Below are 25,090 nucleotides of genomic sequence, written 5' to 3'. Positions count from 1 at the left end.
CCCTGGCTGCCGCGCTTTTCTTTTGTCCGTCGCGGAGCCGCTTAGAGCGGCGGATCGATCGCCTCGTCATATTCCTTCTTGAAGCGCGCGATCAGCTCGGCGGCGGGCAGCACGTCCTTGATGGCGCCGATGCCCTGCCCTGATCCCCAGATCTCCTTCCACGCCTTCGGCTTGGCGCGCTCGCCCGAAGCATCGGTGCCGAAGCTCATCTTCGACGGATCAGAGGTCGGGAGATTGTCCGGATCGAGGCCGGCGGCGACGATCGACGGCTTCAGGTAGTTGCCGTGCACGCCGGTGAACAGGTTCGAATAGACGATGTCGTCGGCGCCCGAGCTGGTGATCATCTGCTTGTAGCCTTCGACCGCATTCGCCTCCTTGGTGGCGATGAAGGCCGAGCCGATATAGGCGAAGTCGGCGCCGAGCACGCGCGCGGCACGGATGGCGCGGCCGTTCCCGATCGCGCCCGACAGAGCGATCGGGCCATCGAACCAGCTCCGCGTCTCCGCCACGAAGGCAAACGGCGAGATCGTGCCGGCATGTCCACCGGCGCCCGCCGCGACCAGGATCAAGCCGTCGGCGCCCTTCTCGATCGCCTTGTGCGCGAAGGTCTGGTTGATGACGTCGTGGAAGACGATGCCGCCCCAGCCGTGCGCCGCCTGGTTCAGCTCCTCGCGCGCGCCGAGCGAGGTGATCATCATCGGCACCTTGTACTTCTCGCACAGCGCGAGATCCTGCTCGAGCCGGTTGTTGGAGCGATGCACGATCTGGTTGACGGCGAACGGCGCCGACGGGCGTTCCGGATGCGCGCGATCATAGGCGGCGAGCTCCTCGGTGATGCGCGCCAGCCATTCGTCGAGCAGCGCGGCCGGCCGCGCGTTGAGCGCCGGAAACGAACCGACCACGCCGGCCTTGCACTGCGCGATCACCAGGTCGGGCACGGAGATGATGAACAGCGGCGAGCCGATCACCGGGATCGACAGGCGGCCCTTGAACAAGGCGGGCATGGACATGGATGGGAATTCCTCTTGCGTTGAAATGCGGAAACGCTCGTGATCGCGAGCATGCCCGACATCATGCCGTGATGGCAATTCGCTCGCAGAGGGACCGGAAAAGCCCGATCAGGGTCTTGCGTTGAGGCGCTGGCGTGCCGGCGTCATTGGCAGAGCGCCGAGGTCACGTAGGTGTCGGTGCGGCAATCGCCCGGCTTGCGCTGGCGACCGGGGATCAGCACCCTCGCCGAGCAGGTCTCCGCGGAATCGGTGTTGAGGCTCTTGCCTTCCTTGTAACCCTTGCCCTGGCACAGCCGGTCGGCGCCGAGCTTGCAGTCCGGCGTGGCGTTGGCGGCGATCGGGCAGACCGAGCGGCCGGAGATCATGGTCGAGGGCTTGGTGAGCCGCGAGAGCGTGTCACTGGTCTCCTTCAGCACACTCGGTGCGGCGTCGCCGCCGTTCGGGGCAGCCGGCCGGTCGGCTTGCCGCGGCGGGCCTGCGGGAGCGCCTGCCGTCTCGCCTTCGTTCGCGGGCGGCTCCGGCGTGGCCTCCGGACGCTTCAGCGGAATGACCGCCATCTTCTCGAACAGCTTGCCGAGCTCCTCCACCAGACCCGGACTGGAGGACGGCGGCGCAGACTGGACGGCAGGCGCCTGCTGCGGCGGCTGTTGCGGCGCTTCTCGCAGCCCCAAGGAAGGCGTCGTTTGCGCCCATGCCGCGGCGGCGGAGAGAACCGAGACGACGACGAGCAGCGCCGCCCCTGCCCCCGGCCCCGGCCGCAGCGGCCGCATCAGATCAGCTTCACGGCGACGACGAAGCCGGCCACCAGCACGGCCGCGCCGATCGCCACCCACAGGCCGAGATGCTTCTCGATGCGCACCCTGATCCATTCGCCATAGCGGTTGAGCAATATCGCGGCGATGAAGAAGCGGCCGCCGCGCGCGATGATCGAGCAGACGATGAACAGAAACAGATTATAGCCGGCGAAGCCCGACGTGATCGTGACCAGCTTGTAGGGGATTGGCGTCAATCCCTTCACCAGGATGATGACGGCGCCCCACTCGGCATAGGAGGCACGGAACGCCTCGACCTTGCCGCCGAGGCCGTAGAGCTGGATCAGCCAATGGCCGAGCGAGTCGTAGAGCAGCGCGCCGATGGCGTAGCCGACCAAGCCGCCCGCCACCGACGCCGCGGTGCAGACGCCGGCGAACAGCCAGGCCCGCTGCGGCTTCGCCAGCGACATCGGGATCAGCATCACATCCGGCGGCACCGGAAAGAACGAGCTTTCAGCGAAGGCAACCGCGGCCATGATCCACATGGCATGCGGCTTGTGGGCGGCGTCGATACACCAGTCGTAGATCCGTCTGAGCATGGTGGCGATGAAGCAAACCGGGCAGGATTTGTCCATGGCCCATATGCCGGTCCGAATCGGAGCGCCACACTAGTGCCGCTTGCGGATGGTCCGGCTTTCGGCCGCGACGATCGGTCGCCCCGCCACCCGTCCGGGCGCGGCCTTGGCGACCTTCACCGGCGATTTCGGCAGCTTCTCGGCGATGCCGAGCATCAGCTCGCGCCGTTCCATCTCGCGCCAGACGTCCTCGGGCTGGACATCGAGCTCGGCCCATAGCACGGCCAGATTGTAGATCAGGTCGGCGCTTTCGCGCACCACGGCCTGGGCGTCGCCGCCGACGGCATCGATCGCAACCTCGATGGCCTCTTCGGCGAGCTTTTTGGCCATCTTGGCCGTGCCCTGCTGCATCAGCTTGGCCGTGCGCGATCGCGCGGGATCGAGATCCCTGGCCGCCAGGACAGCGCGATAGAGCCGCTCGATCGAATCAGTCATCCCGCCACAATAGTTAAATTCGATGGTCCGCATATTAACGTTCGCGGCGGGCAAGAAAAAATCCGCCGGCGCGGGGCCGGCGGATCGTCTATTCGATCTCACATCACCAATGCGGGTGATGATAATAGCCGCCACCGTAATAGGGGCCGCCGCCGTAATACTGATAGCGCGGTCCGTAGCCGTAATAGGCCGGCCGGCCATAGTAATAGTTGTCCTCGTAGTAGGAACGGCGGTTCTGTGTCGCCGCGATGGCAAGTCCGGTGCCGACGATGCCGGCGAACGCCGCCGCAGCCGCCGCGCCGCCGTTGCCGCGATAGTGGCGCCGGCGCGCGCTGACATCGGTCACGCCGCCATCATTGGCCGCCTTGGCGACGACGCCCTTCTCGGCCGGCGCGGAGCCGGCAAAGGCGAGTGTCGGCTGCACGGCCGTCAAAGTCACCGCGGCCACCGTCGCCAGGACGGTAGCACGGCCAAAGCGTGAAAAACTTCCGCACTGTGCGATCATGTGGATCCTCCGTACAATCTCATCTCGCGTACCAACTCGCGAACTGCGTCCACAGTTCCCCTCGCGAAACCCGAAGTCGAAGCCGCAAATCGCCGCAGGCCTTACTCATGGACCGTTCACATTCGATCCGACATGATCAGGCACCGCCGGCCCCGAGCGGCAGCGACACAGCGACATTGTCACGAAATTGACATATCGATCCCGCGACGGCCGGCGAACTGATTAGAATACCGGCGTGACAAGACCGGTACGGCCTGCGAATACCGGCGTGACATGATGTGCATGCGACGACCCGTCACCCTGCTTGCTTTGGCGCGCTTGGCGCTCCTGGCGGCCGTCGTGGTGCCCGCGTGGCTGTCAGATCACGAGGCCCTCGCAGAGGAGCCGAAACGTCCGGTCGCCGTCATGTTCGCGCTGGATCGGCCGCTCGATGGCAGCATGGCGCCACTGGTCCTCGCCGCCAGCCGCGGGCTGTTCGCCACCGAGGGCGTGACCGTCACCATCACCACGGCCAAGGGCTCTCCCGATGCGATCGCGCGGGTGGCCTCCGGCGAGACCGACATGGCGCTCGCCGACATCAACGAGCTGATCCGCTATCGCGACGCGTCCAACAGCCAGCCGGTCAAGGCCGTGTTCGTGCTGTTCAACAGGGCGCCTTATGCGATCATCGCGCGCAGGAGCCGCGGCATCAACGGGCTCGGCGACATCGAAGGCAAGACGCTCGGCGTCGCCGAGGGCGATCTCTCGATCCGGCTGTGGCCGGCGGTCGCGCGGCACAACCATCTCAGGCCCGAGACCATCAAGCTGTCGCGCGTCGGCGCGGCCGTGCGCGAGCCGATCCTGTCGGCCGGCCAGGTCGATGCCGTCAGCGGCTTCTCCTATTTGTCGGCCCTCAATCTGCGCGACCGCGGCGTGCCTGCCGCCGATCTCGCGGTGCTGCGCTTCGCCGATTACGGCTGCGAGGCCTATGGCCATGCGGTGATCGTCAATCCCGGCTTTGCGGCCAAGCAGCCGGCTGCGGTGAAGGGATTCCTGAGCGCGCTGACGTCTGGCCTGCAGCTTGCCATCAAGGACCCTGCCGGCGCGATCGCCGACGTGGTGAGCCGGATGGATGACGGCTCGCGCGAGCTCGAGCTGCAGCGGCTGCAGAGCGTGCTCGTCGACAACGTGCTGACGCCGGACGTCCGCCGCGACGGCATCGGCGGCATCGATCCCGCCCGGTTCGAGCGGGCCCTCGACCAGCTCGCCGAGGACGGCAAATTCCACCACAAGCGTCCGCAACCCGCCGACATCTTCGACGACAGCTTCCTGCCGCCCGCCGACAGCCGGCTCGTCAACTGAGCGCTCGCCGCGGCGGCCGTTCCCTTGCTAACATGGCGCCGCGCGCACCCAGCGCTGGTTCCAACTGTCGACACGAAGCGCCCCGCCCATGTCCCTGCTCCGTATCTATGCCCGCGTGCTCCATCTGCTCGGAAAGGAGGCGCGGCTGGGCTGGTTTCTGGCGATCGCCAACCTGGCCCTCGCGGTGGCACAGTTCGCCGAGCCGGTGCTGTTCGGACGCATTGTCGACTCGCTCTCCGGCAACGCCTCGACCAGCACCGCCTGGCCGCTGCTCGCGGCCTGGGCCGGATTCGGCCTGTTCACGATTTTGGCCAGCGCCTGGGTCGCGCTGCAGGCCGACCGGCTGGCGCACCGGCAGCGCCATGCGGTGCTGACGAGCTATTTCGAGCACATTTTGCAGCTGCCGCTGACGTTCCATTCCGGCACCCATTCCGGCCGACTGATGAAGGTGATGATCAACGGCACCGACGCGCTGTGGAAGCTGTGGCTGTCGTTCTTCCGCGAGCACTTCGCCGCCATCATGTCGGTGCTGGTGCTGCTGCCGCTGTCGCTCTATCTGAACTGGCGGCTCGCGATCCTCTTGTTCGTGCTGTGCGTGGTGTTCACGGTGCTGACGACGCTGGTGGTGCGCAAGACCTACGGCATGCAGAGCGAGGTCGAAGAGCACTACAGCGACCTGTCGGCGCGCGCCTCCGATGCGCTCGGCAACGTCGCGCTGGTGCAGAGCTTCGTGCGCATCGAAGCCGAGGTGCAGGGCCTGCGCAACGTCGCCGGCCAGTTGCTCTCGGTGCAGATGCCGGTGCTCGGCTGGTGGGCGCTGGTGACGGTGATCACGCGCGCCTCCACCACCATCACGGTGCTGGCGATCTTCACCCTCGGCATCGCGCTGCATCAGCAGGGACTGAGCTCGGTCGGCGAGATCGTGATGTTCGTGTCGTTCGCGACCATGCTGATCCAGAAGCTCGAGCAGGTCGTGTCCTTCATCAACAACGTGTTCATGGAAGCGCCGCGGCTGGCCGAGTTCTTCACCGTGCTCGACGCCGTGCCGGCGGTGCGCGACCGCCCCGATGCGATCGACGTCGGCCGGCTCTCGGGCCTGGTCGAATTCAACGATGTGTCGTTCTCCTATGACGGCAAGCGGCCGGCGGTGGAGGATCTCACCTTCACCGCGCTGCCCGGCCAGACCATCGCGCTGGTCGGGCCGACCGGCGCCGGAAAGTCGACCGCGATTGCGCTCCTGCATCGCGCCTTCGATCCGCAATCCGGCTTCATCAAGATCGACGGCATGGATGTCCGCGGATTGAAGCTTGCGGCCCTGCGCCGGAACATCGGCGTCGTGTTCCAGGAGGCGCTGCTGTTCAATCGCTCGATCCGCGAGAACCTCTTGGTCGGCAAGCCCGATGCGACCGAGGAGGAGATTCGCACCGCCGCCGCGCGCGCCCAGGCGCTCGACTTCATCGACCGCGCCGAGCAGGGCTTCGATACCAATGCCGGCGAGCGCGGCCGCATGCTGTCCGGCGGCGAGCGCCAGCGGCTCTCGATCGCGCGTGCGCTCTTGAAGGATCCGCCGATCCTGATTCTCGACGAGGCGACATCAGCGCTCGATGCCGTCACCGAGGCCAAGCTCAACGCGGCGCTCGACGAGGTGATGAAGGGACGCACGACCTTCGTGATCGCGCACCGGCTCTCGACCATCCGCAACGCGACGCGAATCCTCGTGTTCGAGAACGGACGCGTGATCGAAAGCGGAACGTTCGATGAACTCGTCGCCAAGGGCGGCCACTTCGCGGAACTGGCGAAGGCCCAGTTCATGGTGCAGGAGAGCGCGCGCGCGACTCTCGCAGCGTCCGAGCGCGAGGGTACCATCGTCAAGACCTGATCGCGGGACGCTTTCATCGTGGAATTGAATGGCTGGCCTCTGTTCGCCAGCGTCGAGCCGGTATAGGTTCGCGGCCTGCCGCAACCGAAGCGGCGCCGGACACGCTTGAAACCCGAAAGCCCGCTTGCCCACCTCGCCGCGCGAGGCGGGTCTCAAAGGACCGGACCAGACCAGTGCAGACGCTTCGCCTGTTGTTCCGCTACGCCCCGATCAAGATCATCGCTCTCGCTGCCGCTCTCGTGCTCACGCCCCGCTGGGCCAGCGCCGAGGCGCTGCTGCTCGTCGAAGCCGATACCGGCAAGGTGCTGGAAGCGCAGAACGCGACCTATCCATGGTATCCCGCGTCGGTCACCAAGCTGATGACGGCCTATGTCGCCTTGAAGGCGGTCAAGGACGGCAGGATCACGCTTGACACGCTGTTCACGGTCTCACCGGCCGCGGCATCACAGTCGCCGTCGAAGATGGGCTATCGGCCCGGCACGCAGGTCACCGTCGACAACGCGCTGAAGATGATGCTGGTGAAGTCCGCCAACGACATGGCGGTGGTGCTGGCCGAGGGCGTCGGCGGCTCCATCGACGGCTTCTCGGCGATGATGAACGACACCGCTCGCAAGCTCGGCATGACGCAGACCAGCTACGTCAATCCGAACGGACTGCCGGCCGACGGCCAGATCACCTCTGCGCGTGATCTCGCGATCCTGGCGCGCGCCATCATCCGCGATCTTCCCGAGTACGAATACTTCGTGCACATCCCGTCGATCCGCTACGGCCGCCGCGTCGTGCAGAACTTCAACAAGCTGATCGGGCGCTATCCCGGCGCCGACGGCTTCAAGACCGGCTTCATCTGCGCTTCGGGCTACAATCTGGTGGCGTCGGCGACCCGCAACGGCAAGCGCCTGATCGCGGTGGTGCTCGGCGCCTCCTCAGGACAGATGCGCGCCGTGCGCGCGATCCAGATGCTGGACCGCGGCTTCAATGGCAACCAGTTGAGCTGGCTGAAATCGCCGCTCGGCACAGTCGATCAGTTGGCCCCCGTCGACGCGACACCGCCCAACCTGCGCGACGACATGTGCAACGGCCGCCGCCGCCGACCAGCCAGCGACGACGACGAGGACACCGTTGCCGGCGCGGACGGCGAAGCGACCGGCGGCACCCTGCTCGCCGGCCTGCAGGCGCCGACCATGAAGCCGTCCGAGCTGCTGGCGGCGGCGCCCGTCCCGTCCGAGCCGGTGCTGGTCTACACCGGCCCGACGCGCACCGGCGCGGCGCTGATCGCCGCCGTCGCCGCCGATGCCGACGCTCAGACCCCGGCCAGACACCGCGGCAAGAAGGCGCATGCCGCCGCGCGGAAGGATGCCAAGCCGGCGACCCGGACCGCCGCCAAGACCGATGCGGATGCGAAGGCCGCGGCGAAGCCGGATGCCAAGCCGGCGGAGGCCAAGCCGGGCGCGGCACGCCACGTCGCCGCCAAGCACGATGCCGGCGCAAAACCGGCGGAAAAGACCGGCTCCGACGCGCCCAAGCCCGCCAAGCCCAAGGCCGCCGCGAAGCCGAAGACGGCCGGCAAGCCCGCGCCGAAGGACGGCTGATCCGGCGCGGCCCATAGGGCCGCAGCCGACTGGGCCCAGCCTCCGCCCGGCCTCCTTACCCTGCCGCTTTCGTCGACACGCCGGCCGCTTGCCTTGAAGGGCCGGAAATTCGATATTGGCCGCCGCCAGCTTCCCGAGCGAGGCTGGCGGACGCCAATACACGAACAAGAGACGATCAGAGAGGAAGGGTCATGGAGCGCATCTGGCTCAAGCACTATCCGGCCGGCGTTCCCGCCGATATCGATCCGGGCAAATACCCGTCGCTCGTCGACCTGCTGGAAGAGAGCTTCAGGAAATTCGCCGATCGCCGCGCCTTCATCTGCATGGACAAGGCGATCAGCTATCGCGAGCTCGACGACATGTCGGTCGCGCTGGGCGCCTATCTGCAGGGCCTTGGGCTGGCCAAGGGCGCGCGCGTCGCGCTGATGATGCCGAACGTGCTGCAATATCCGATCGCGATCTTCGCGGTGCTGCGCGCGGGCTACGCCGTCGTCAACGTCAACCCGCTCTACACGCCGCGCGAGCTCGAGCACCAGCTCAAGGATTCCGGCGCCGAAGCGATCATCGTGCTGGAGAACTTTGCTCACACGGTGCAGCAGGTGGTCGGCCACACCCAGGTCAAGCACATCGTCGTCGCCAGCATGGGCGACCTGCTCGGCTTCAAGGGCGTGATCGTCAACCTCGTCGTCCGCCGCCTGAAGAAGATGGTGCCGGCGTTCTCGCTGCCGGGTGCCGTGCCCTTCAACGATGCGCTCGCGGCCGGCCGCGGCAAGCGCTTCCAGAAGCCCACCATCGGTCCGGACGACGTCGCCTTCCTGCAATATACCGGCGGCACCACCGGCGTCTCCAAGGGCGCCACGCTGCTCCATCGCAACGTCGTCGCCAACGTGCTGCAGAACGACGCCTGGCTGCAGCCAGTGATGGACAAGCCGCCGCATGTCGATCAGCTGCTGATCGTCTGCGCGCTGCCGCTCTACCACATCTTCGCGCTGACCTGCTGCTTCCTGCTCGCGGTGCGCGCCGGCGGCGCCAATCTGCTGATCCCCAATCCGCGCGACATCCCCGGCTTCATCAAGGAGCTGATGAAGTACCAGGTCACCACCTTCCCGGCCGTCAACACGCTCTACAACGGCCTGCTGCATCATCCTGACTTCCGCAAGATCGACTTCTCCAAGCTGAAGGTCTCCAACGGCGGCGGCATGGCCGTGCAGCGCCCGGTGGCCGAGCAGTGGAAGCAGGTGACGGGCTGCAGCATCGCCGAAGGCTACGGCCTGTCGGAGACCGCGCCGGTCTTGACCTGCAACCTGCCGACCTCGACCGAGTTCACCGGCACGATCGGCCTGCCGCTGCCGTCGACCTGGCTGTCGATCCGCGACGACGACGGCAACGAGGTGCCGCTCGGCCAGCCCGGCGAGATCTGCGCCAAGGGCCCGCAGGTGATGGCGGGCTATTGGAACAGGCCCGACGAGACCGCCAAGGTGATGACCGCGGACGGCTTCTTCCGCACCGGCGACATCGGCGTCATGGCCGCGGACGGCGCGATCAAGATCGTGGACCGCAAGAAGGACATGATCCTGGTCTCCGGCTTCAACGTCTATCCGAACGAGGTCGAGGAAGTGATCGCGACCCATCCGGGCGTGCTGGAGACCGCCGTGATCGGGCTGCCGGACGAGAAGACCGGCGAGGTCGTCAAGGCCTTCGTGGTGAAGAAGGATCCCGACCTCACGTCCGAGGACATCATCAAGCACTGCCACGAGCAGCTCACGAACTACAAGGTGCCGAAGCAGATCGAGTTCAGGACCGAGCTGCCGAAGACCAATGTCGGCAAGATCCTGCGCCGGGAGCTGCGCGACGAGAAGAAGAAGCCGGCAGCCGCGGCCTGAGTCCATTGGCGCCGCAAGCGCCGGCATGCGATGAGGGACGTGCGATGACGGATACGTGATCACGGCGGGCCGTTGCCGTTTCCGGCGCGCCGAATAGTGTAGCGCGCACCGCGCAAGACACATCTAAAAGACACATCCAGGGGAAGGAGTAACTCGAATGACCATCCAGGTTGGCGATAAGCTGCCGCAGGCCCAATTCCGCGTCATGACCGGCGAAGGCCCGCAGGTCAAAACCACCGACGACATCTTCAAGGGCAAGAAGGTCGCGCTGTTCGCGGTGCCCGGCGCCTACACCGGCACCTGCCACAAGATGCATCTGCCGAGCATCTTCCTCAACGCCTATGCGCTGAAGGACAAGGGCGTCGACACCATCGCGATCGTCTCGGTCAACGACGCCTTCGTGATGAATGCCTGGAAGCGCGACACCGACCAGCGCGACGAGGCCGTGTTCCTGGCTGACGGCAATGCCGAGTTCACCAAGGCGATCGGCATGGAGCTCGACGCGTCCGGTGCCGGCCTCGGCATCCGCTCCAAGCGCTATTCGATGCTGGTCGAGGACGGCAAGGTCACCAAGCTGAACCTCGAAGCCGCTCCGGGCAAGGTCGAGGTCTCCGGCGGCGACACCCTGCTCGGGCAGCTTTAGGCCAGCATGGCTTGATCTGAATTGAAGGCCCGCGCTCACGTGCGGGCCTTTTGCTCATTTGGTCCTGCGTGTTTTACCGAACCGAGAAGAGTATCTGAAACGTTCTATCGCTAGGGAGAAATAGGAGCGGGCTCGGAGGTCGTATGACAGCAATCCTGATCACCTGCGCCTTGGCCGTATTTTGCCTATGGCGCATGCGCCGGGCACACGAGGATGCGGCAGAGCATTGGGCGAGCGGCTTGGCCCGCGACCCGCTCTACTGGATCGGCAGCGTCATGGCGCTGATCGTACTCGGATTGGCGATGTACATAGCCCGTGAGCATATGGGCTTCACGGGCGCAGGACGCTGGTTCTGGGGCGCAGAACTCATACTGATCGTTGCGACTCTCTTGGTCCGCCGGACGCTCAAATGGCGGTATGGCTAACTCCGCACGTTCTTCTGCATCCTGGCCATCGCCACGCCATCGCGCGCCAATTGATCGGCGCGCTCGTTCTCGGCGTGGCCGGCGTGGCCCTTGACCCAGTGCCAATTGACCTTGTGCGGCTTCAGCGCGGCATCGAGCCGCTGCCAGAGCTCGGCGTTCTTGACCGGCTTCTTGTCCGCGGTTTTCCAGCCGTTGCGCTTCCAGCCGTGGATCCATCCGGTGATGCCCTGCCGGACATATTGGCTGTCGGTGTAGAGCTCGACCTGGCACGACTTCTTCAGCGCTTCCAGCGCGGAGATCGCGGCCATCAGCTCCATGCGGTTGTTGGTGGTGTGCGGCTCGCCGCCCTTGAGCTCTTTTTCCTTGTCGCCGAAGCGCAGGATCGCGCCCCAGCCGCCCGGCCCCGGATTCCCCGAGCAGGCGCCATCGGTGTAGATGCTGACGACCGGATGCTCGCTCACGCCACGGCTCCACCGATGCCGTAGTCGCGCACGCTGGTCACCGCCTGGTGGAAGCGCAGCTTGCGGACATATTCGAGTGGGTCCTTGGGCTTCACCAGCGCGCCGGGAGGCACGTTGAGCCAGTCCACCAGCCGCGTCAGCAGGAAGCGGATCGCGGCGCCGCGCGCCAGCAGCGGCAGCGCCTCCTGCTCGGCCTCCGACAGCGGCCGGACGCGGCCATAGGCATTGAAGAAGGCGCGCGCCTTGGTGACGTTCAGCGAATGATCGGCCTCGAAGCACCAGGCGTTGAGGCAGATCGCGACGTCATACGCCAGAATGTCGTTGCAGGAGAACGGGAAGTCGATCAGCCCCGAGAGCTTGTCGCCGAGGAAGAACACGTTGTCCGGAAACAGATCGGCGTGGATGACGCCTTCCGGCAGATGCGTCGGCCAGGAGCGATCGAGATGATCGAGCTCGGCGGAGAGCAGCGCGGAGAGGCCGGCCTGCACCGTGTCGGCGCGGTCGGCGGCCTGCGCGAACAATGACCGCCAGCCGGCGACCGAGAGCGGATTCTTGCGCACCAGCGGGAAGTCGCGTCCGGCCAGATGCATCTGCGCCAGCGCCGCGCCGACGCCGGCGCAGTGGGTGACGTTCGGCTTGCGCGGCCACATGCCTTCCAGAAAGTTGATGATCGCCGCGGGCCGGCCGGACAGGCTCGAATACACCGCCCCGTCACGGTTACGGGCGGGCTGCGGACAGCTCACGCCGCGCTCGGCGAGGTGGGCCATCAGCCCCAGAAAATACGGCAGATCGTCCACCGCCACGCGCTTCTCGTACAGCGTGAGGATGAAGGAGCCCTTGGTGGTGTGCAGCAGGAAGTTGGAGTTCTCGACCCCTTCGGCGATGCCCTTGTAGGAGAGCAGCTCGCCGATGTCGTAGGTCTTGAGGAAGTCCGCAAGCTCGTCGGCGGCGACGTCGGTATAGACCGCCATACCCTGTCCTGGTTCTCGAAGTTCGCCGGCCCCGCCTCCCCCGACGCGAACTTCATCACCGGGGAGGCTCGTTTGCGCCCTTCATCGCGCATGCGGGCGCCGCGTTCAAGACGGATGCGCCGGCGGTGGACCAAAAAGAGCGGCCGCCAGGGCCGCCTTTACTCGGCCGCGGCTTCCGGCCGCAGCGAGCGCGGCAGCGGGAAGAACTCGTTCTCTTCCGCCGCCGAGACCGTCTCGACATGAAGCACGTAGCGCTCGGCGAAGGCGCCCATGATCTCCTCGACGATCACCTCCGGCGCCGAGGCGCCGGCGGTGATGCCGAGGCTCTTGATGCCCTCGAAGCGCGCCCAGTCGATGTCCGAGGCACGCTGCGCCAGCACGGCAATCGGGCAGCCCTCGCGCTCGGCGACCTCGCGCAGGCGCTGCGAGTTCGACGAGTTCGGTGCGCCGACCACGATCAGCGCGTCGACCACCGGCGCCACCTTCTTGACCGCCAGCTGGCGGTTGGTGGTGGCGTAGCAGATGTCTTCCTTGTGCGGGCCCGAGATGTTCGGGAAACGGCCCTTGAGGATCGCGACGATATCCTTGGTGTCGTCGATCGACAGCGTGGTCTGGGTGACGAAAGCGAGGTTGTTGGGATCCTTCGGGGTGAAGGTCGCCGCGTCCTCGGCGGTCTCGATCAGCGTCACGGCGCCCGCCGGAAGCTGGCCGACGGTGCCGACCACCTCCGGATGGTGCGAATGGCCGATCAGCAGGATCTCGCGGCCGCGCTTGAAGTGGATCGCCGCCTCGCGGTGGACCTTGGTGACCAGCGGGCAGGTCGCGTCCAGGGAGAAGAAATTGCGCGCCTGGGCCTCGGCCGGAACCGATTTCGGCACGCCATGGGCCGAAAAGACCACCGGTGCGTTGGTACTGTCGGGAATCTCCGCCAGTTCCTCGACGAAGATGGCGCCCTTGGTCTTCAGGCTGTCGACGACGTATTTGTTGTGCACGATCTCGTGGCGAACATAGACCGGGGCGCCATAGATGGCGAGCGCCCGCTCCACGGTGTCGATGGCGCGCACCACGCCGGCGCAGAAGCCGCGCGGCGAGCAAAGCACGATTTTGAGGTCTGGTTTGGCTGCCATGGGGCTGGTCTAAGCTGATCTTTGCGGGCTGGTTTCGGCGACCACGGACCCCCGGGCCGGCAAGCGGGGGCGGTCGATACGCGAGGAGCTTGGGTCTGACACTGGTTTGGGTAGGACTTGGGACTGCTTTCGAGCGCTGTCAAGGCCGTTTTCTCCAGGCCATTGCGCCATGCCCCCGGGACGGCTTATATAGGGCCAATTCCCGTCATCGCCGATGACCGCAGGTTTCGCCTCCAGGGCCGGGGCGGAGCACAAAGGAGATTTGCCATGAGCAACGCCCCGCTGATGCCGAAGGCAACTGCCGTGTGGCTGGTCGACAATACTGCCTTGACCTTCGACCAGGTCGCCGATTTTACCAAGATGCACCCGCTCGAGGTGCGCGCCATTGCCGACGGGGACGCCGCCCAGGGCATCAAGGGCATGGATCCGATCTCGACCGGGCAGCTCACCCGTGAGGAGATCGAGAAGGCCGAGCGCGACCCGAATTACCGCCTGCGGCTGCAGGAGAGCAAGGTCGTGCTGCCGCCGCAGCCCAAGCGCAAGGGCCCCCGCTACACCCCGGTGTCGCGCCGCCACGAGCGCCCGAGCGCCATCCTCTGGCTGGTGCGGAACCATCCCGAGCTCAAGGACGCCCAGATCATGCGCCTGGTCGGCACCACCAAGACCACCATCGCCAGCGTGCGCGACCGCACCCATTGGAATGCGCAGACGCTGACGCCGATGGACCCGGTGACGCTCGGCCTGTGCTCGCAGATCGAGCTCGACTTCGAGGTCCAGCGTGCCGCCAAGGAAAAGCCGCTCGACGCCAATTACAGCGGCGCCACCCTGCTCCCGGCCTCCGAGACCACGCGCAAGGACGAGTACGAGCCGGCGGGCCGCGACGAGGACGATCTCAACGTCGACGCCGTGTTCGCCAAGCTCAAGACCATCGGCGGCAAGAAGCAGGACGACGAGGAGTAGGACGCGAGCGCGTTCGTCTTCCTCGCTTCACTCGCGGGCGCCAGCCCCGCACTCAGTGTCGTCCCGGCGAACGCCGGGACCCATAACCGCCGGCTTGCGTAACCGCCCGAGATGGTTGTGACTCAGCGCCTCGTTTCTCACTCCCGCTGCGGCGTATGGGTCCCGGCTCAAGGCCGGGACGACAGCGGTGGGGAGGCGCGGGACTCGCGACAAACCAAGCTTCGCCAAAACAGACCTCCCAAAAAAATGGCGCCGGGGATGCCGGCGCCATGGAAGTCTGGGAGGAACTGAAAAAATCAGAACTTGTAGGTGACGCCGACGCCGACCAGCCACGGATCGATGTTGGCGCGGCCGGTGACCGGAATTGCGCCGTTGACGGTCGCCGAGTAGTTCGGCTGCAGCCACAGCTTCTTGACGTCGACGTTCAAGCCCCAGTGCCTGTCGAGCATGTAGTCGAAGCCGAACTGGACCGCGGCGCCCCACTGGTTGGAGATGTGCAGGTTGGTGACGGCAAGACCGTTCCACACCTGGTTCGCGGCGCTCTGGTTGAAGAAGACCGTGTAGTTCACGCCGGCACCGACATAGGGCTTGAAGGCGCCGAAATCGGTGAAGTGATACTGCAGGGTCAGCGTCGGCGGCAGCAGCCACGCCTTGCCGATGTTGAGACCGTCGAGCGAGCCGGTGCCGCCGATGGAATGCCGGGTGACGCCGAGGATCAACTCGGCCGCGATGTTCCTGGTGAAGAAGTAGCTGATGTCGAGCTCGGGCACGACCGAGTTTGAGATCGACAGGCCGGAGTTCGGCGACGACAGCGCCGGCACGCCGGTCACGTTCACGCTGGAGCCGCCGGCATCCGGCAGCACGCCCAGCGCGCGCACACGAAGCATCCACGGATTCCACGCCTCGACCACCGGCGCCTTGGTGTAGACCGGCGCCGCCTGCAGGTCGGCCGCTTGCGCCGAGCCCGTGGCTCCGCAGATCGCCGCCAGCACCAGCAGCGACGACGAGAGTTTCAAGATTCTGTTCATCGAGGTCCCCATAACCACCCTTGAGCAACATCTGCGCGGGCACAGCCGCGCCTTGCGGTCACAGATGTGGCAGGGACGCCATGGACTTGGATTTGATCTCAATCAATCGGCATTGTTGCAGTGCCGATGTCACGCAACTGTTGCATCGAAGTCACGCGCCATGAGAAGCGCTTGCACTGGCGCTCAGGGCCGGTCGGGATGGTTCATCATGTATTCGCCGAGATCGCGCTGCCGGCGGTCGGCACGTGCCTCGGCGCGCTGCCGCTGCACGTCGCGGTCCTTGCGGCAGGCGACATATTCGGCGGAGCCCGGCGCGACCTTGCCGCCGGCCTGACAGACCGCATCGTCATCGTCATTGCCGAGCGCCACTGCAGGACCCTGGTTGCGGGAGGCGCAGGCCGTGAGCGAAAATACGGCCATCAGCACCAAGGCCAGGCGGGCGGAGGTCTGTCGCATCGAACGTTCCATTCTCGTCAATCGGGCTGGTCTCGGCCGTTGCTTGACGACAATGGGCGCCCGGGTCAAGCCCGGGGCACGTTCAGCGGCGCCGCGTCAGACGCGGCTCTTCAGCGCCTCGCCGATTTCCTCGAGCACCTTGGGATCCTCGATCGTGGCCGGCATGCTCCATTGTTCGCCGTCGGCGATCTTCTTGATCGTGCCGCGCAGGATCTTGCCCGAACGCGTCTTCGGCAGCCGGCCGACGGTGATGGCGAGCTTGAACGCAGCGACGGGGCCGAGCTTGTCGCGCACCAGCGCCACGATTTCCTTCTCGATTACAGATGGGCTGCGCGAGACGCCGGCCTTGAGCACGAGGAAGCCGCAGGGCACCTCGCCCTTGATCGCATCCTTGATGCCGAGCACGGCGCATTCGGCGACGTCCGGATGCGAGGCCAGGATCTCCTCCATGCCGCCGGTCGAGAGCCGGTGGCCGGCGACATTGATGATGTCGTCGGTGCGGCCCATCACGAAGACGTAGCCGTCCTCGTCCTTGTAGCCGGCGTCCGAGGTCTTGTAGTAGCCGGGGAATTCGCTGAGATAGGACTCCTTGAAGCGATCCTCCTGCTGCCACAGGGTCGGCAGGCAGCCCGGCGGCATCGGCAGCTTGATCACGATCGAGCCCATCGTGTTGGCGGGCACTGGCCTCGCCGCCTCGTCGACGATGTCGACCTGGTAGCCCGGCATCGGCACCGTCGGCGAGCCGTGCTTGACCGGCAAAAGGCCGAGGCCGGCCGGATTTCCGGCGATGCACCAGCCGGTCTCGGTCTGCCACCAGTGGTCGATGACCGGCACCTTCAATTGCTGCTCGGCCCATTCCACGGTCGGCGGGTCGGCGCGCTCGCCGGCGAGGAACAGCGTGCGGAACTGTGACAAATCGTATTTGCGCAGCAGCGTGCCTTCGGGATCCTCCTTGCGGATGGCGCGGAACGCGGTCGGCGCCGTGAACAGCGCCACCGCCTTGTGGTCGCTGATGACGCGCCAGAACGCGCCGGCATCGGGCGTGCCGACCGGCTTGCCTTCATACATCACCGACGTCGCGCCATGGATCAGCGGGCCGTAGATGATGTAGCTGTGGCCGACCACCCAGCCGATGTCGGAGGCGCACCACCACACCTCGCCCGGCTTGATGCCATAGAGATTCTCCATTGACCATTTGAGCGCGACGAGGTGCCCGCCATTGTCGCGCACCACGCCCTTCGGCTTGCCGGTCGTGCCCGACGTGTAGAGGATGTAGAGCGGATCGGTCGCCAGCACGGGCACGCACGGCGCCGCCTTGCCATTGGCGAGCGCGGACTTGCGCAGCGCGGCCCAGTCGTAATCGCGGCCGGGCTTGAGCTCGCAGACATGCTCGGGACGCTGCAGGATGATGCAGGCCTTGGGCCTGTTGTCGGCGAGCTCAATCGCCTGGTCGAGCAGCGGCTTGTATTGCACGATGCGGCCGGGCTCGATGCCGCAGCTCGCCGATAGCACGAGCTTTGGCGTCGCATCGTCGATGCGGGTGGCGAGCTCCTTGGCCGCGAAGCCGCCGAACACGACCGAATGCACCGCGCCGATGCGCGCGCAGGCGAGCATCGCGACCATCGCTTCCGGCACCATCGGCATGTAGAGGATGACGCGGTCACCCTTGCCGACGCCGAAATCCTGCATGATCGCGGCGAGCGTCTGCACCTCCTTCAGCATCTCGGCATAGGTGAGCTTGGTGACCGAGCTGGTAAGCGGCGAATCGTGAATCAGCGCCAACTGCTCGCCACGGCCGGCGGCGACGTGGCGATCGAGCGCGTTGTAGCAGGTGTTGACGACGGCCCCAGTGAACCAGCGGCCATAGGCGCCCATCGACGGATCGAAGATCTTTTTGGCCGGCTCGATCCAATCGATCGCGCGGGCGGCCTCGGCCCAGAACCCTTCGGGGTCCTGCAGCGACCGTGCATGGACCTCGTGATAGCGGCTCGCAGCGCTCATGACGTTTCCCCAAGATCTGTGTTTATTCCCGACTATTGTCACGGGACAAGGCGACAGTTCAAGCCGTCATGAATTGATCCAGATCAGGCGGGCCGGACGTCCGGGCCATTTTCCGGGCCGGATCAATGCACTGCGTCGCGGAGGGTATCCAGGCGACGCTGCAGGGCTAGACGAAGGTCGTAGCCCGGCTTGCCGAAGCGGGCGTTGCGCTCGGCGATGAAGTCACGCTGCCTGCTGCGCAGCTCGGCAGCGGCGCGGCCGCGCGAGGACTTCAGCAGCCGGGCGTAGCTTTCGGAAATGCCGAGATCGAGCACCGAGAGCTGCGGGTCGGCACAGATGACCTTCTCGACCTCGCGTACGGCGGTGGCGCAGTCGAAGGACGGTCCGCTGCGCTCCGACGGCGCATTCAACGGACGCGGCGGCTCGGCGCCGAACTTCTTGATCTCGGCCAGCACGACGCGCCGGCCGGCAATGGCATTGTCGTTGCCGGGATCCAGCCGCAGCGCCGCCTCGTAGTCGGCCAGCGCCTTGGCGCGCTCACCCATCTTCTTGTACAACACCGCGCGGTTGTTGTAGGCGAGCGCGAAATTCGGATCGAGCCGCAGCGCCGCGTCGTAGTCGCTGAGCGCCGCACCGAGTTCGTTCTTGAACTGATGGGAATCGCCGCGATTGGTGAAGAAATTTGCCCGTTGCTCCATCCTGATCGCCTGGTCATAATCGGCGATCGCCTTGTCGTACTCCTTCATGGCGGCGTAGGTGAGGCCGCGATTGTCGTAATATTCCGACACCTTCGGATCGCGCCGGATCGCCTCGTCGTCATCGGCCAGCGCCTTGTCCATCTGGCCGAGCTTCTTGTAGGCCGCGGCACGGTTGGTGAATGTGCGCGGCCGTTCCGGGTCGAGCCGGATCGCCTCGTCATAGTCGCGCACGGCCTTCTCATTGTCGCCGCGCAGGTAGAAGGCGACGCCCCGGTCGGCATAGGCCTGCGCGTAGTCGGGCTTCAGCCGGATCGCCTGGTCGTAGTCGGCCAGAGCGCGATCAAGACGGCGCTGCTCGGTATGGACAACGCCACGCAGCTCATAGGCTTCGGCGTCATTCGGATCGAGCGAGATCGCCATGCTCAGATCGGCCGCCGCCTTGCCGGCATCGCCACCGGCTTCGCGCATCAGGTCGCCGCGCAGCCGATAGGCACGCGCATTCTTGCCGTCGAGCGCGATGGCACGGTCGAGGTCCTGCAGGGCTTGGGTCAGGCCGCTGGAGGTGCGGGCACGGGCGTCGGCACGGGCGACCAGGGCGATGGATTGATCCTTCGTCGAACCCGATGCCTGCTCGATTGCCGTCGAGCAGGCGGCGATGAGTTCGGACGGGGGCGCCTTGCTGCCCAAAGCGCATTCGGGGTCCGAGGCGAATGCTGGCAAGGCCCCGAGGCCAAGGACAAGCCCGGCTGCAAGACCCAGCGCGAGGTAGGACGAGCGGGATGAAATCGAACGAATGAAAGCGTGCATCGGCATGGACTCGGCTCGAATTCCGACTGTTGCGGGTTGAGATGCTGATCTCCCCCGTTGTCGTCTCCGGACGGAACCCGGTTCAAGCGGCCACGCCGATGGCTAATAGCCGTCGACGCCGTTCAGCCGCCGCAGGCGGTCCTGCATCGCCTTCTTGAGATCGTAGCCGGGCTTGCCAAAGCCGGCGTTGCGCCGCGCGATGAACGCGTCCTGCTCGCGCTGCAGGGCGCGTGCCGCGGCGGGGCCGGCCGCCTCGCGAACGACGCGGGCCTGCGCGCCGTCGATCTCGCGATCGAGATTGGCGAGCTCCGGATCGGCGCAGATCGCCTTCTCCACGGCGCGCCGCGCCATGGCGCAATTGAAGCTCGGCCTGCCCGCGACGGCCATCTGCGCGCCCAGGCGCTCGAGCTCCACTGCGAGCGCGTGGTAGTTGCTGCGGGCGCTGGCGTGATCCGGATTGAGCCGCAGCGCCGCGGCGAAATCGGCCAGCGCCTTCGGACGGTCGCCCTTCTTGCGATGCAGTTCGCCGCGCGCATTGAAGATGCTGGCGAGCGTCGGGTTGAGCTGCAAGGTCACGCCGTAATCGGCGATGGCGCGATCGATCTCACCCCTGGTGATGAAGATCGAGGCGCGCGCGATCAGCGCATTGATGCGATCGGCCCTCGCGGCCTTGGGATTGTCGATCACGGCGCCGCATTCGGTGAGCACCTTGTCGCCATCGCGCGCCTCCGAGGCCGCCATGCAGGCACCGGCATCCACCGCCGGCTCCTTGCCGGGCTCGGCCGCGCCGACCGCATGGGCCTGGGTCGAGACCAGCCATCCGAGCGTGACAAGCGCTGCGAGGCGCAGCATCCCATCCCGGCGATCGGCTGCAGCCCATGAGGAGATGGATGCGGTCAAGGCAGATGGCTCTCTCAGGTCGTGGGCGATCCGGCACGGCGCGGGCGGAGCCGCCGCCGCGGCGACTTCAACTATACAGCGGCAGCCGCGGTGCGACAGTCCTTTCCTGCAGAAGGCGCCCCTTGCGAACGGGCGCTCGCGAGCTGATTGCGGCCCGACAAAAATGCGTGTGGTCGTGCCGCGCATTCCCCTCGCGATGTTGTGGATGCGCACCGGCGAAGCCTTCGTCGCCATTTGAACCTGTTGCGATCCCCGCAGACACAACCGCATGACTATTCTGACCGACAATTCGCGCGCACGCGGCGTCGTTGCGTCCCCTGCGCGCTATTTCTATTTCAACATGGCTCTGGCCTGCATGGCCATTGCGATCATCGGCTTCGCACCGACCTACTGGCTGCCACTGGCCCGCGGCTCATTCTCCGGCGCGCCCGTGATTCATTTCCACGGCTTCCTGTTCTTCACCTGGACTCTGTATTTCGCGCTGCAGAGCTGGCTTGCCGCATCCGGACGCACGGCGCGGCACCGCTCGCTCGGCATCTTCGGCGTATCGCTCGCCACGGCGATGACGATCTTTGGCTTCCTCGTTGCCATCGAGGCGATGAAGCGCTCTGCGGCAATGGGGCAGGTCAATGAGGGCATCGCCTTTGCCATCGTGCCGCTCAGCGGCATCGCCTTCTTTGCCGTGGTCTTTACGCTCGCGGTTGTCCATCTGCGCCGGCCGGAAACGCACAAGCGGCTGATGCTGCTCGCCGGCATCTCGCTGCTCGACGCCGCCGTGGCGCGCTGGTTCCTGACATTCCTGGCGCCGCCCGGCCCGCTCGGCCCGCCGCCGGTGTTCGTAACGATCCCGCCGGCTTTCGTCGCCTACCTGCTGCTCGTCGTCGCCATCATCCACGACCGCCGCACGTTCGGACGTGTCCACCCGGTCTACGTCTATGGCGGGCTCGCGCTGATCGCCGTGAAGCTCCTGAACTGGCCGATCAGCGTGACCTCGGCATGGCATGCATTCGCGGGCGGCATGCTGGCGATGGCGCAATAGCCCTCAACAAGACAAAGCCGTTCCACACCACCGTCATTGCGAGGAGCCGAAGGCGACGAAGCAATCCAGAGCTCCCGAGAGACTCCGGACTGCTTCCGCCCTCGCTCTTCGAGCTACGGCGGACACGTCGCTTCGCTCGCAATGACGAGAGCGGCGAGACCTAACTCCGGCAGGTCAGCCCGCCATCCACCACCAGCATGGTGCCGGTGACATAGCGCGACTCGTCGGAGGCGAGGAACACCGCAGCATTGGCGACGTCGAAGGCATCGCCCATATGCCCCATCGGCACCTGCGCATCGCGCTTCTTCCACATCTCCTCGACATCGCCCTTGGCGTAGCTCGCAGCCAGCCCAGCGGAGTGCTCGACCATCGGCGTCTTCATCAGCCCGGGCAGGATCGCATTGACGCGGACGTGCTTCGGCGCGAACTCGACCGCGGTCGTGCGCGTCATCTGGTTCATCGCCGCCTTGCTGGCGCCGTAGCTGACATAGGAGATGCCGACCTGGCGGATGGAGGCCACCGAGGAGATGTTGATGATGGAGCCGCCGCCCTGCGCGATCATCACTGGAATGACGTGCTTCATGGCAAGATAGGCGCTCTTCAGGTTGACCGCGAACACGCGGTCCCATTCCGCTTCATCGACATCGACCACGCTGCCCATCTCCGCAATGCCGACATTGTTGTCGAGCACGTCGATACGGCCATAGGCGGCAACGCAAGCCTTCACCATCGCCTCGACCTCGACGGCCTTCGAGACGTCGGCGGTGAACGCCTCGGCCTGCCCGCCTTCGCCTGAAATGATCGAGGCCGTCTCCGCGGCGGCGTCCTTGTTGCGGTCGACGCAGAACACTTTGGCGCCGTGCCGGGCAAAGGTCACGGCCGTGGCCTTGCCATTGCCCCAGCCCGGTCCGATCGAGCCGGCGCCCACAACCAGCGCCACCTTGCCCTCGAGACGATCCATCGCGTTCTCCCGTCGTTCGTTCGTTATTCGTTACAGGCGCTCATCGTGATGGTCGCTGCGCCGATGTCATGGCCGAAGATGTCCGACAGCGTCCGGCATTGCCCCTCTGTACAGATGCGCCACTCGCCGGCCGCGCCGGAATTGGCGAGCACGATCCGCGACAGCGGCCCCCGCTGGGTCTGCCACTGGAACCAGCCGTCGACCAGCCGCGCTTCCGGCGGCGGCTCCATGCCCGCGCCAGAGCCCTTGACGCGCGCCTGCACCAGTTCGAGACCGTCAGACGTGACGCGCCAGTCCTCCTGCCAAGCGGTCTTCTCGACCGAGTGGGTCCAGGCCAAAGTGAAGCCGGCGAGGGTCAGCGCCTTCACCACACCTGATGAGGCGAGGCAGAGGCTCAAGCGGAGGCCGCCACGGCAGCCGGCGGCCGCTGCCGCCACTGCCACGCCACGATCACCACCGCCAGTGCAAATCCCAGCACGTCACTGTAGGGAAATTCGCCGAGCAGGCAGACCGACGCGACGAACGCCAGCAGACGCTCGATCACGGTCATCCGCGTGAACAGGAAGCCGATCGCCACCATGCCGAACAGGCCGATCGAGATCAGCGCCTTGACGCTCGCATAGACGACCGCGCCCAGGAAGCCGAGCTGCGCCTCCATCGGGTCGCCGGCCTGCAGCATCAATGCCGGCGAGTAGACGAAGATGAAGGGAATGACGTAGCCGGCGAGCGCGATCCGCATCGCCTCCCAACCGATCTTGTCCGGATTCTCCTTGGCGATCGGCGCCGCCGCCAGCGCGGCCAGCGCGACCGGTGGCGAGAGGTCCGCCATGATGCCGTAGTAGAACGCGAACATGTGGCTCGCGATCAACGGCACGCCGAGCTTGGCGAGCGCGGGGGCCGCCAGCGCCGCGGTGATGATGTAGGTCGGGATGGTCGGAATGCCGGTGCCGAGCAGGATCGACAGCAGCATGGTCATGATCAGCGCCGCGAACAGGCTGGTCTTGCCGAGGCCGATCACCCAGCTGCCGAAGATCGAGCCGACGCCGGTCTGCGTCATCATGCCGATGATGACGCCGACGATGGCGCAGGCCATGCCGACGGTCAGCGCCGACTTCGCGCTCTCGGCGAGCGAGTCGCGGCAGGCGTGCAAGGTGCCCATGCCGCCGCGCACGAAGCCGGTGATGACGATGAGCGCGACGACGACGGAAGCGACGGGCACGATCTGCAGGCCGTTGCGCGACAGCGCGCCGACGACGAGCGCCAGCCCGATCCAGAACACGTAACGCAGCACCTGGTTGGAGAAGCCCATGGTGATCGAGGTGCCGAGGATCAGCGCCACCGTCAGCGCGAGTCCCATCGAGCCCGCATACAGCGGCGTGAAGCCCTCGAACAGCATGTAGACCAGCGCGGCGAGCGGCAGCACGAGGTACCAGCGCGCCACCAGCGCCTTCCAGGCGCTCGGAATCTCCGACGGCTTCATCCCGGTCAGGCCGTGCTTGCCGGCCTCCAGATGCACCATCCAGAACGCCGAGGCGAAATAGAGGATGGCCGGGATCACGGCCGCCTTGACGATGACCGAGTAGTCGACTCCCAGCGTCTCGGCCATGATGAAGGCGACCGCGCCCATGACAGGCGGCATGATCTGGCCGCCCATCGACGCGGTGGCTTCGACGCCGGCGGCGAAGGCGCGGCGGTAGCCGAACCGGATCATCAGCGGAATCGTGAACTGGCCGACGGTCACCACATTGGCAACGCCCGAGCCCGAGATCGTACCCATCATGCCGGAGGCGAACACGGCGACCTTGGCCGGACCGCCGCGGGTGCGACCGAACAGGCCGAGCGAGACGTCGGTGAACAGCTGGATCATGCCGGCATGTTCGAGGAACGAGCCGAACAGGATGAACAGGAAGATGTAGGTCGCCGAGACGTAGATCGGCACGCCGTAGAAGCCCTCCGTGCCGAAGGAGAGGTGTGTAATCACCTGATCGAAATCATAGCCGCGATGATTGAGCGGCGCCGGCAGATACTGGCCGAAGAACCAGTACAACAGGCAGGCGCCGCACATCAGCGGCAGCGCGAGTCCCATCAGCCGGCGCGTGCCCTCGAAGATCAGTACCGCCAGCAGGGTTCCGACCACGAGATCGGTGCGCGTCGGATCGCCGTCGCGCGCGATCAGATCCGCATAGAAGATCCACTGATAGAGGCCGCAGAGGAAGCCGATGGCGCCGATGGTCCAGCCCGCGATGCGCCCCGCATCGGTCTTGGCGGTGAAGTTGCCGATCAGGCCGAAGGTCAGCAGCAGCAGGAAGCCGACATGGACGCCGCGGACGACCTGGCTCGGCAGATAGTTGAAGGCGGCGACATAGAGCTGGAATATCGCAAAGGCGAGCCCGATGCCGTAGGCGAGATAGCCCCAGCGGCCGGGGCCGAAGCCTTCCGGAAAGCCGTGCTCGAAATTGTCGAACTCGACCTTGACCGGCGTTTCCATGTTCACGGCTTCGATCGTCATGATCCCCCCAACGCGCCCATCAGGCGCTGCTGACCATGGCCGCAATCACCTGAACGACAAGACTGCGCGGAGGGC

General features: G+C 66.1%; 24 protein-coding genes. 8 read left to right on the top strand and 16 right to left on the bottom strand.

The window, feature by feature from the left end; translation table 11 throughout:
- Nucleotides 1-41: 41 nt before the first annotated feature.
- From QX132_RS10170 to QX132_RS10150, 5 genes are all read right to left on the bottom strand, one after another.
- Nucleotides 42-1,010, bottom strand: a complete 969-nt coding sequence (locus QX132_RS10170) for a nitronate monooxygenase family protein (RefSeq protein ID WP_315772710.1) — start codon at nucleotides 1,008-1,010, stop codon at nucleotides 42-44.
- 143 nt (nucleotides 1,011-1,153) lie between these two features.
- Nucleotides 1,154-1,780, bottom strand: a complete 627-nt coding sequence (locus QX132_RS10165; RefSeq protein WP_316160970.1) for a hypothetical protein — start codon at nucleotides 1,778-1,780, stop codon at nucleotides 1,154-1,156.
- Nucleotides 1,780-2,361, bottom strand: coding sequence for a YqaA family protein (locus QX132_RS10160; protein ID WP_316161100.1), 582 nt, complete (start codon nucleotides 2,359-2,361; stop codon nucleotides 1,780-1,782). Before QX132_RS10160 ends, QX132_RS10165 begins: the two co-directional genes overlap by 1 nt.
- Nucleotides 2,362-2,430: 69 nt before the next feature.
- A complete protein-coding gene (gene hisE / locus QX132_RS10155; protein ID WP_315736132.1) occupies nucleotides 2,431-2,832 on the bottom strand; it encodes a phosphoribosyl-ATP diphosphatase in 402 nt (133 codons plus the stop codon).
- A 103-nt stretch (nucleotides 2,833-2,935) separates the two neighbouring features.
- A complete protein-coding gene (locus tag QX132_RS10150; RefSeq protein ID WP_315736131.1) occupies nucleotides 2,936-3,337 on the bottom strand; it encodes a hypothetical protein in 402 nt (133 codons plus the stop codon).
- Between the two features lie 276 nt (nucleotides 3,338-3,613).
- Between QX132_RS10150 and QX132_RS10145 the strand changes: the two genes are divergently transcribed.
- The 6 genes from QX132_RS10145 to QX132_RS10120 all read left to right on the top strand — a co-directional run bounded on the left by QX132_RS10145 (nucleotide 3,614) and on the right by QX132_RS10120 (nucleotide 11,097).
- Nucleotides 3,614-4,678: an ABC transporter substrate-binding protein gene (locus QX132_RS10145; RefSeq protein WP_316160968.1), complete on the top strand. Its 1,065-nt coding sequence runs from the start codon at nucleotides 3,614-3,616 to the stop codon at nucleotides 4,676-4,678.
- Nucleotides 4,679-4,766: 88 nt separating this feature from the next.
- Nucleotides 4,767-6,557, top strand: coding sequence for a glucan ABC transporter ATP-binding protein/ permease (locus QX132_RS10140; RefSeq protein ID WP_315797709.1), 1,791 nt, complete (start codon nucleotides 4,767-4,769; stop codon nucleotides 6,555-6,557).
- A 173-nt stretch (nucleotides 6,558-6,730) separates the two neighbouring features.
- Nucleotides 6,731-8,146 (top strand): D-alanyl-D-alanine carboxypeptidase family protein, encoded by a 1,416-nt coding sequence (locus QX132_RS10135; RefSeq protein ID WP_316160967.1) that lies wholly within the window; start codon nucleotides 6,731-6,733, stop codon nucleotides 8,144-8,146.
- Nucleotides 8,147-8,337: 191 nt separating this feature from the next.
- Nucleotides 8,338-10,029: a long-chain fatty acid--CoA ligase gene (locus tag QX132_RS10130; RefSeq protein ID WP_316160965.1), complete on the top strand. Its 1,692-nt coding sequence runs from the start codon at nucleotides 8,338-8,340 to the stop codon at nucleotides 10,027-10,029.
- A gap of 157 nt (nucleotides 10,030-10,186) precedes the next feature.
- Nucleotides 10,187-10,672: a peroxiredoxin gene (locus tag QX132_RS10125; protein WP_315758853.1), complete on the top strand. Its 486-nt coding sequence runs from the start codon at nucleotides 10,187-10,189 to the stop codon at nucleotides 10,670-10,672.
- 143 nt (nucleotides 10,673-10,815) lie between these two features.
- Nucleotides 10,816-11,097: a hypothetical protein gene (locus QX132_RS10120; RefSeq protein WP_315797712.1), complete on the top strand. Its 282-nt coding sequence runs from the start codon at nucleotides 10,816-10,818 to the stop codon at nucleotides 11,095-11,097.
- Here QX132_RS10120 and rnhA read toward each other — a convergent pair.
- The 3 genes from rnhA to ispH form a co-directional block, all read right to left on the bottom strand.
- Nucleotides 11,094-11,558, bottom strand: coding sequence for a ribonuclease HI (rnhA, locus tag QX132_RS10115; RefSeq protein WP_315716299.1), 465 nt, complete (start codon nucleotides 11,556-11,558; stop codon nucleotides 11,094-11,096). The two genes, QX132_RS10120 and rnhA, sit on opposite strands and share 4 nt — an antisense overlap.
- Nucleotides 11,555-12,529, bottom strand: a complete 975-nt coding sequence (locus tag QX132_RS10110; RefSeq protein ID WP_316160963.1) for a homoserine kinase — start codon at nucleotides 12,527-12,529, stop codon at nucleotides 11,555-11,557. The genes rnhA and QX132_RS10110 overlap by 4 nt, the downstream gene beginning before the upstream one ends.
- 158 nt (nucleotides 12,530-12,687) lie before the next feature.
- Nucleotides 12,688-13,656, bottom strand: a complete 969-nt coding sequence (ispH, locus tag QX132_RS10105; RefSeq protein ID WP_315716301.1) for a 4-hydroxy-3-methylbut-2-enyl diphosphate reductase — start codon at nucleotides 13,654-13,656, stop codon at nucleotides 12,688-12,690.
- Between the two features lie 267 nt (nucleotides 13,657-13,923).
- On the opposite strand from ispH, the gene QX132_RS10100 reads away from it, so the two are divergent.
- On the top strand, nucleotides 13,924-14,616 hold the full coding sequence (locus tag QX132_RS10100) for a DUF1013 domain-containing protein (RefSeq protein WP_315736123.1): 693 nt from the start codon (nucleotides 13,924-13,926) through the stop codon (nucleotides 14,614-14,616).
- 296 nt (nucleotides 14,617-14,912) lie between these two features.
- Here QX132_RS10100 and QX132_RS10095 read toward each other — a convergent pair whose 3' ends face one another.
- From QX132_RS10095 to QX132_RS10075, 5 genes are all read right to left on the bottom strand, one after another.
- Entirely contained in the window at nucleotides 14,913-15,644 is a 732-nt protein-coding gene (locus tag QX132_RS10095) for an OmpW family protein (RefSeq protein ID WP_316160962.1), read from the bottom strand.
- Between the two features lie 183 nt (nucleotides 15,645-15,827).
- Nucleotides 15,828-16,100, bottom strand: a complete 273-nt coding sequence (locus QX132_RS10090; protein WP_315736121.1) for a hypothetical protein — start codon at nucleotides 16,098-16,100, stop codon at nucleotides 15,828-15,830.
- Nucleotides 16,101-16,196: 96 nt separating this feature from the next.
- A complete protein-coding gene (locus QX132_RS10085) occupies nucleotides 16,197-18,101 on the bottom strand; it encodes a propionyl-CoA synthetase (RefSeq protein ID WP_315797714.1) in 1,905 nt (634 codons plus the stop codon).
- A 122-nt stretch (nucleotides 18,102-18,223) separates the two neighbouring features.
- Nucleotides 18,224-19,606 (bottom strand): tetratricopeptide repeat protein, encoded by a 1,383-nt coding sequence (locus QX132_RS10080; protein ID WP_410052857.1) that lies wholly within the window; start codon nucleotides 19,604-19,606, stop codon nucleotides 18,224-18,226.
- Nucleotides 19,607-19,708: 102 nt separating this feature from the next.
- A complete protein-coding gene (locus tag QX132_RS10075; RefSeq protein ID WP_315737017.1) occupies nucleotides 19,709-20,458 on the bottom strand; it encodes a tetratricopeptide repeat protein in 750 nt (249 codons plus the stop codon).
- A 316-nt stretch (nucleotides 20,459-20,774) separates the two neighbouring features.
- Here QX132_RS10075 and QX132_RS10070 point away from each other — a divergent pair, with 316 nt between their 5' ends.
- Nucleotides 20,775-21,545, top strand: a complete 771-nt coding sequence (locus QX132_RS10070; protein ID WP_316159174.1) for a hypothetical protein — start codon at nucleotides 20,775-20,777, stop codon at nucleotides 21,543-21,545.
- Between the two features lie 160 nt (nucleotides 21,546-21,705).
- Here the strand turns inward: QX132_RS10070 and QX132_RS10065 are convergent, their stop codons facing one another.
- The 3 genes from QX132_RS10065 to QX132_RS10055 are packed head-to-tail and all read right to left on the bottom strand — an operon-like array spanning nucleotide 21,706 to nucleotide 24,994.
- Complete coding sequence (locus QX132_RS10065; RefSeq protein WP_315736117.1) at nucleotides 21,706-22,506, bottom strand: SDR family oxidoreductase; 801 nt, start codon at nucleotides 22,504-22,506, stop codon at nucleotides 21,706-21,708.
- Nucleotides 22,507-22,529: 23 nt separating this feature from the next.
- On the bottom strand, nucleotides 22,530-22,904 hold the full coding sequence (locus tag QX132_RS10060) for a DUF1850 domain-containing protein (RefSeq protein ID WP_315772690.1): 375 nt from the start codon (nucleotides 22,902-22,904) through the stop codon (nucleotides 22,530-22,532).
- Nucleotides 22,901-24,994, bottom strand: coding sequence for a TRAP transporter permease (locus QX132_RS10055; RefSeq protein WP_316161099.1), 2,094 nt, complete (start codon nucleotides 24,992-24,994; stop codon nucleotides 22,901-22,903). The genes QX132_RS10060 and QX132_RS10055 overlap by 4 nt, the downstream gene beginning before the upstream one ends.
- Nucleotides 24,995-25,090 lie beyond the last annotated feature (96 nt).

Origin of the sequence: Bradyrhizobium sp. SZCCHNRI20481 (genome assembly GCF_032485055.1) — a bacterium.
In the GTDB taxonomy this organism is placed as follows: Bacteria; Pseudomonadota; Alphaproteobacteria; order Rhizobiales; family Xanthobacteraceae; genus Bradyrhizobium.
This window is presented reverse-complemented; position numbering and strand designations above follow the sequence as displayed.